The sequence below is a fragment of the Shewanella sp. 11B5 genome, assembly GCF_002836795.1.
Lineage (GTDB): Bacteria > Pseudomonadota > Gammaproteobacteria > Enterobacterales > Shewanellaceae > Shewanella > Shewanella frigidimarina.
Genome location: NZ_PJAP01000572.1, coordinates 1 through 4197, shown reverse-complemented (window position 1 = coordinate 4197; position 4197 = coordinate 1). Strand labels below are relative to the sequence as shown.

At 44.4% G+C, this 4197-nt stretch carries 4 protein-coding genes; 3 read left to right on the top strand and 1 reads right to left on the bottom strand.

Annotation, left to right across the window (positions count from 1 at the left end; genetic code table 11):
• Positions 1-196 (bottom strand): YMGG-like glycine zipper-containing protein (locus CXF78_RS13355; protein ID WP_374702292.1); only part of this gene is annotated, 196 nt, incomplete at its 3' end.
• Positions 197-456: 260 nt separating this feature from the next.
• Here CXF78_RS13355 and pdsR point away from each other — a divergent pair.
• From pdsR to CXF78_RS13340, 3 genes are all read left to right on the top strand, one after another.
• On the top strand, positions 457-1146 hold the full coding sequence (gene pdsR / locus CXF78_RS13350; RefSeq protein ID WP_011637090.1) for a proteobacterial dedicated sortase system response regulator: 690 nt from the start codon (positions 457-459) through the stop codon (positions 1144-1146).
• Between the two features lie 3 nt (positions 1147-1149).
• The gene (gene pdsS, locus CXF78_RS13345) at positions 1150-3321 is read left to right on the top strand and encodes a proteobacterial dedicated sortase system histidine kinase (protein ID WP_102037071.1); all 2172 of its coding nucleotides are present in this window, start codon (positions 1150-1152) and stop codon (positions 3319-3321) included.
• Between the two features lie 163 nt (positions 3322-3484).
• The coding region (locus CXF78_RS13340; RefSeq protein ID WP_145991446.1) for an aminotransferase class I/II-fold pyridoxal phosphate-dependent enzyme at positions 3485-4197 on the top strand (713 nt) is incomplete at its 3' end.

Below are 4197 nucleotides of genomic sequence, written 5' to 3'. Positions count from 1 at the left end.
TAAACGTACCCGTAAATGCACCAATAATGGCACCCACTGGGCCGCCGATAACAGCACCGAGTAAAATCCCAGAACTCAAACCCACTAGCTCTTCTGTGTGTTCGCGTTCTTCGCTCATGTCATTGTCATTTGCCCAACTGACGTTTGTTATCATCATGGTAGAAATAATTGTTGCGGCAATAAGTTGCTTTTTCATAAAGAATCCCTTTTAGCGGTTGTTTAAAGTTGTTGTTAAAAAATGATGGTTATCATCAATACATGGGTTAATGCGTTGCTGATTAACTCTATGTCGCTATTAAACACCTCATAGGTGGCTTTATTGGGGAGCAAAAATGGCAATGTGGCGATCAAATGTGGCAACAATATGGCAATTGCCGTCAACGGCTTTTTTGGACCATAAAATCCTGTATAGTCAGCACTGTATCTATTTATCAGCCTATTAATTGAAATCATCCCATGAAACGAATTGCCATTGTTGAAGACGAAGCCGCTATCCGCGAAAATTACAAAGATGTCCTGCAACAGCAAGGGTATAGTGTTCAAGCCTATGCAAATCGCCCCGCAGCCATGCTCGCCTTTAATGCCCGCTTACCAGACCTAGCCATTATTGATATTGGTTTAGAGCATGAAATAGACGGCGGCTTTACCCTATGCCAGGCACTGCGTGCAATGTCGAGCAGCCTACCAATCATCTTTTTAACCGCACGCGACAGTGACTTTGACACCGTGTGTGGTCTGCGTTTAGGGGCCGATGATTATTTAACAAAAGAAGTCAGTTTCCCCCATTTAATGGCCCGTATTGCGGCCCTATTTCGCCGTTCAGAATTAATCGGTTCAAGCCCAATAGAAGACAACTTACTTGAGCGCGGCCACCTCACCATCGATGGCAATCGCATTCAGGTATATTGGAAATCGCAACCCATTGAACTGACCGTGACCGAGTTTTGGATGGTTCATGCCATGGCCAAACATCCAGGACATGTGCGTAGCCGTCAGGATTTAATGCAAGAAGCTAAAATTTACGTCGACGACAGCACAATCACCTCGCACGTTAAGCGCATTAGGAAAAAGTTTATCGTTATCGACGCTGAGTTTGACTGTATCGATACCGTTTATGGCATGGGCTACCGCTGGGACAATATCTAACAGATGAATTTACCGATAGGGCTGCGTGCCAAGGTCGTCATTTTGTCGCTGTTTTTACTCTGCCTACCATGGCTTGGGTATGAATATGTGTGGGAAATGGAAAAGTACCTGCGTTATGGCCAAGAAAAAACCCTTGAAGGCACCACTCAAGCGCTTGCTACGGCGCTACATGAGCGACCAAAATTATTTGACAACCAAGCCAGCTTTTTAAACCAAGTCGAGAAAGGCCGTGATTTATACGCCTACCCGTTAGCTGGGCCCATTCAACTCGACGGTAAACTGAGTGACTGGGATTTATACCAACATCGCACCCTTAACTATTCAGACAAACATGTTATTTATCAGCGCAGCGAAACTGAACCAATCGATATTAGCTTTAGCCATATGGTGGGCAAATACGGCGGCTATTTATATGGATTTTTCAACGTTAATGACCCGAACCTGATTTTCCGTAACCGTAAAAGCTTACGCATTGATAGAAACGATCACTTAGTCATGGCAACTCAATCCCCAGACGGTCAGTTCAGGCGTTATATTATTGCCAATACCCAAAGTGGTTGGCTTAGTGCGTTTGAATTACCCGCCGACCCCAGCCAATCGATGCCCGTTACCCCCGAGTCACGTATTCAAGGCCAGTGGTTAAAAACAGACAAGGGATACAATATTGAATTTAGACTGCCACTTGAAATGGTAGGCAGTAAATTAGGTTTTGCGATTCATAATGTAAACGATACAAAAACACGTCAATTAGTGAATGTTATTGGTACCTCAGCCACAGATTCAGTAGCCAGTTTAGGCACGGTGCTAGTGCCCTCGCCTGAAATTGAAAATATCATTAAAGGCATGAGCCACAACAGCTCACGTATTTGGGTCGTCGATAATCATGGCCGCGTGCTGGCAAAATCAGGTGATATTCGTTCATCGTCCAACACCTGGGCAGATGATATCGAGGTCAATCAACCTGACTCGTTTTGGCTGCACTTTAAGCAGCAGTATATTCTGCCGTTGTACTACAAAATATTGACTCGTCCGCCACAAGACTTTATCGATTCACTGCAAGACTCAACTGAACTCACTGGCAGCCATATTGAAAAAGCCTTAAGCGGCAAACAAGGCTCTACATGGCGCTTAACCCCGGACAACAAAGCCGTAGTATTAGCAGCAGCAAGCCCTATATGGATTGACGATAAAGTCATGGGGGTTGTTATTGCAGAAGAAACCACTCACGGCATTCGTAGCCTGCGTAACCGCGCACTGGAAAAACTGTTTAACGTTATTTTGACCATTATGAGCATGGGCACATTAGCCTTGTTTATTTTTGCCTCGAGTATTTCAAGCCGCATCCGCCGTTTACGTGATCAGGCCGAACTCGCCATCGACAGCCAGGGCCGAGTAAGACAGCAAATTGTCGCATCCAAAAACCGAGATGAAATCGGTGATTTGTCGCGCAGCTTTTCAAGTATTGTCAGTCGTCTAGGGCAATACACTCATTATTTAGAAAACATGTCGTCGCGTTTATCGCACGAACTGCGTACCCCTGTTGCCGTGGTGCGCAGCTCACTTGAACATTTAGGCTTGCAACAACTGGACGAGCAATCACAAAAATATGTTAGCCGCGCCCAAGAAGGTGTCAGCCGCTTACACCTTATTTTAAATAACTTAAGCGAAGCAACTCGTCTTGAAGCCAGTTTGACCCAAGCTGAAAGCTGTCGTTTTTCATTAAAGAAAGTGATTAGCGGTTGTATGCAAGGCTACCAAATTACTTATCCAGACCAACTGTTTGCTGTTCACATTGAAGACAAAGTTATGTCTTGCGACGGTGTGCCGGAATACATCGCCCAATTAATGGATAAACTGATCAACAATGCCATTGAATTTCATCAGCCCGACAGCGCCATCACCGTCAGCCTGACCCAATATCACAAACAGGCAATATTAAAAGTCAGTAACATCGGTCCCTTACTGCCAAAAGACATGAACAGCCAAATTTTTGAATCTATGGTGTCTATCAGGCCTCAAGGTATTAATGGCAAGCCCCATCTAGGATTAGGCTTGTATATTGCCCGATTAGTTACCGACTTCCACCATGGCAGCATTAAAGCAACCAACATGATAGAGAACGGCATTGAAGGGGTTGAAATATGCCTGACGTTACCCTTGAGTGATGAAAAATAGTCAACCACAGCATTTAGGCGCTTTTATTTAGGTTTGTTGGTGCTAGGATGATGAATATCAGTAGATCATTCACCGCAGCGCATTTATCCATATCATTGATATTTTGCTAATAACATTAGCTAAAACATAGACCGTGGACTCTACACATAATGGAAATAAGAATATGAGCAAAGACGATAAACTGGCCACCCAAATTGTTAGCGTTGGCCGCGAAAAAAAGTTCACTAAAGGCATTATTAATCCACCAGTATTTAGAGCATCTACCGTGGTGTTCGACACCATGGATGAGATGCGTTTTGCGATTAAAAACAAAACCAACGGTGAAATGTTTTACGGTCGTCGCGGCACCCCAACCCATTTTTCATTTCAACAAGCCATATGTGAACTTGAAGGTGGTGCTGGCACTGCGTTATACCCTTCTGGTGCGGGCGCGATCAGTAGCGCTTTGTTGTCATTTTTAAAAAGTGGCGACCATTTATTAATGGTCGACACCGCCTATGAACCAACGCGCGATTTATGCAATAAAATGCTGGCAGGTTTTGGTATCGAAACCACCTATTACGACCCAATGATTGGCGCAGGCATTCGTGAGTTAATTCGTCCTAACACCAAGGTATTATTTTTAGAATCACCAGGTTCTATCACCATGGAAGTTCAAGATGTACCAACGCTTAGCCGTATCGCTCACGAACATGATGTCATTGTAATGCTGGATAATACCTGGGCATCACCAATTAATTCTCGTCCATTTGATATGGGGGTCGACATCTCTATTCAAGCCGCCACCAAGTACATTGTCGGCCATTCAGATGTCATGATGGGTACCGCCACTGCCAATGAACAACATTGGGAACAACTGCGCGAAAACAGTTACTT